We start from the raw sequence: 2,599 nt of genomic DNA on the forward strand, positions 1-2,599 counted from the left end.
CCGAAAACGGCGTCGCCTGCGCCGAAGAGTAGGGCAGTAGGAAATCCGATGATCACCACCACGGCGACCACAGCGATCCAGCCGATGAACCTTCCGGAGGCACGACGACTCCTGTTGCGAACGGGCGAGTCGTGTCGCTCGGGCCGACCCGGGTCAGAGCTCCTCGCCAAGACTAGATCTCCCCGAGAGCGCACTGCCCGGCCGCCAGAGCGAGCACGCCGACTACGCCACCCGGAAGGACGGAGTGCGCGGCCTTCTTGATGAGGAATTTCGCGATCTTAGGAGACGTCTTCTTGAGGATATTGAAAGCGATGGACGAAGCCTTCTTCCATTGCTTGCTCTTCAGTGCCTTTCGCACCTTAGGTTCGGCAAACGCTTTGATAATTGCTTTGATGTCCGCGATGCCGATCTTCTTTGCGAGACACTTGCCGAAATGAGAGTTGTCCCATTGCGGAGTGACAGCTGCGGGACTCCTGGAAGTGGCGGCTGCGACCAGCGCGGTCTGGTTCGTGTGGCCACCATCTAGCGCCTCGAACAGCATGTCGAAGTCGAAAGCTTGGAAGGTTCCGTCCTCCAACCTAATTCCGCCGTTGGTCTCCACGTCCGCGAGTCCAGCAGCAGTGTTGTTCACGACAGCCACCTCTTCGTCGGTCAGCGAAGAGGTGTCTGCCAGAGGGTCGGAGCCCTCAGCTCGGGCAACGGCGGGCGCGGTCATCGAAACTCCAGCGACCGATGCGGCAACAAAAAGCGATCGCCGAGAAGGCGAGTAGTGCGCGCCCGTTGCCTCGTTCGGTCCTGCGGCTTCGTCATTGCGTGTTGAACGCTCCATTGCGTGCACTACCTCTCTGCGGGATCTAACGGAACCCTCGGGAAAAAACTCGACCGTAGCATTCTCCACGTAGTGGGTCGAAGTTGCCGGCCGGGCCGGACTTCCATCCGAAGCCTCTACGCTGAGTACTCCAGTGGCGAGCTGATCACGATGGTGTCGAGCTTCCGCCTGGTCCGCGTGGGGATGGCGCGCCTCGTCCGATGGCCGGATCGCACCGTTCGGATGTAGTGGTGCAACACCAGCATCCGCAGCATCGAACACGCCCTCCCATTCGCGAAGGGCGGCCCGGGCTGCGGTGGACGTGCCGGCACACGTGTTCGTCCACGTCTCAGGCGGCATGTTGTTGCTCTCCTGATTCGTGGTCGGTCTGGTCGTCGGGGCGTTCGACGAGGCGGCCTTTCTCGAAGGCCGCGCCAGCGCGGACGAGGGCGACCAGGTGGGGTGCGTTCACGGCCCGCCAGCGGGTCTGGGCGGACTCGATCAGCTTGAACGCCATCGCGATCCCGGCAGCCCGGGAACCGGGGCCCTTGGTGACGCGCTGGCGCAACCGGACGGTGGCGAAGGTCGACTCGATCGGGTTCGTGGTGCGCAGGTGGACCCAGTGCTCGGCGGGGTAGTCGTAGAATTCCAGCAGCACATCGAGATCGTCGGCGATCTTCGCGACCGCCTTGGGCCACTTGACGCCGTACTCGTCGGCGAAGGTTGCCGCGGCGGCTTCGGCGTGGGCGCGGTCTTCGGCCTGCCAGATCTCGGCCAACGCCTTCTTCGCGCCCGGCTGGGCGGACTTGGGCAGCGCGTTGAGCACGTTGGCGATCTTGTGGAACCAGCAGCGCTGTTCCCGGGTGGCCGGGAAGACGTCGCGGACGGCGGACCAGAACCCCAGCGCCCCGTCGCCGATCGCGAGGACCGGGGCGGCCATCCCGCGGCGTTTGCAGTCGCGCAGCAGGTCGGCCCATGACTCGGCGGACTCGCGGTGGCCGTCATCGAGGGCGATCAGCTCCTTGGTGCCGTCGGCGCGGACGCCGATCATCACCAGCAGGCAGATCTTGTCCTGGTTCAGGCGGACCTTGAGGTGGATCCCGTCGACCCAGACGTAGACGTAGTCGGTGTCGGCCAGCGACCGGGTGTTGAACGCGACCGCCTCGCCCTGCCACTGGCCGGTCAGCCGGGTGATCGTTGCTGGCGAGAGCCCGGCAGCCGAGCCGAGGAACTGCTCCAGCGCCGGCGCGAAGTCGCTGCTGGAGAGCCCGTGCAGGTACAGCAGCGGCAGCACCTCAGCGACCTGTGGGGACTTGCGTGCCCAAGCAGGCAGGATCGCCGAGGCGAACCGTTTGCGCTGCCCGGTGGTCTCGTCGACGCGTCTGTCGTTGACCCGCGGCGCGGTCACCGGCACCGCGCCGGCCGCCGTGGTCACCTCCCGGGCATCGTGATAGCCATTGCGCACCACCAGCCGGTGACCGTTCTCGTCGACCTCGTCGGCGTGGGCATCGACGTAGGAGGCGACCTCGGCCTGCAACGCGGCTGCGAGCATCTGCCGGGCACCGTCGCGCACGATCGCATCCAGCAGCGACGATCCGTCCGCCGCGCCGTCGTCGTGGTTGGCGTCATCGTTGTCGGGGACTATCTTGAGCATAGGGCGTACCTTCCCGAACCAGCGCTCCAACGCCGGTCCTTGATCAGAGTCTTCGTTCCTTGCAGATCATCCTCGGGAAGGTGCGTCCCTTGCACGCCACCTCGCCGAGAGCCATCCACAGGTTCTGATCATTCCTC

2 protein-coding genes are annotated in these 2,599 nt (G+C 65.3%); both read right to left on the reverse strand.

Annotated features, from left to right (window positions below; all coding sequences use genetic code 11):
• Positions 1-172: 172 nt before the first annotated feature.
• On the reverse strand, positions 173-715 hold the full coding sequence (locus ABD093_RS18390) for a hypothetical protein (protein WP_096197742.1): 543 nt from the start codon (positions 713-715) through the stop codon (positions 173-175).
• A gap of 442 nt (positions 716-1,157) precedes the next feature.
• Positions 1,158-2,462, reverse strand: coding sequence for an IS256 family transposase (locus ABD093_RS18395; RefSeq protein ID WP_096197741.1), 1,305 nt, complete (start codon positions 2,460-2,462; stop codon positions 1,158-1,160).
• Positions 2,463-2,599: the final 137 nt, after the last annotated feature.

The sequence above is a fragment of the Brachybacterium tyrofermentans genome, assembly GCF_039526165.1.
Taxonomy (GTDB): Bacteria; Actinomycetota; Actinomycetes; order Actinomycetales; family Dermabacteraceae; genus Brachybacterium; species Brachybacterium tyrofermentans.

Coding starts and splice junctions, on each gene's coding strand:
- ABD093_RS18390 (WP_096197742.1), bottom strand. CDS start 715: ATGACCGCGCCCGCCGTTGCCCGAGCTGAGGGCTCCGACCCTCTGGCA.
- ABD093_RS18395 (WP_096197741.1), bottom strand. CDS start 2,462: ATGCTCAAGATAGTCCCCGACAACGATGACGCCAACCACGACGACGGC.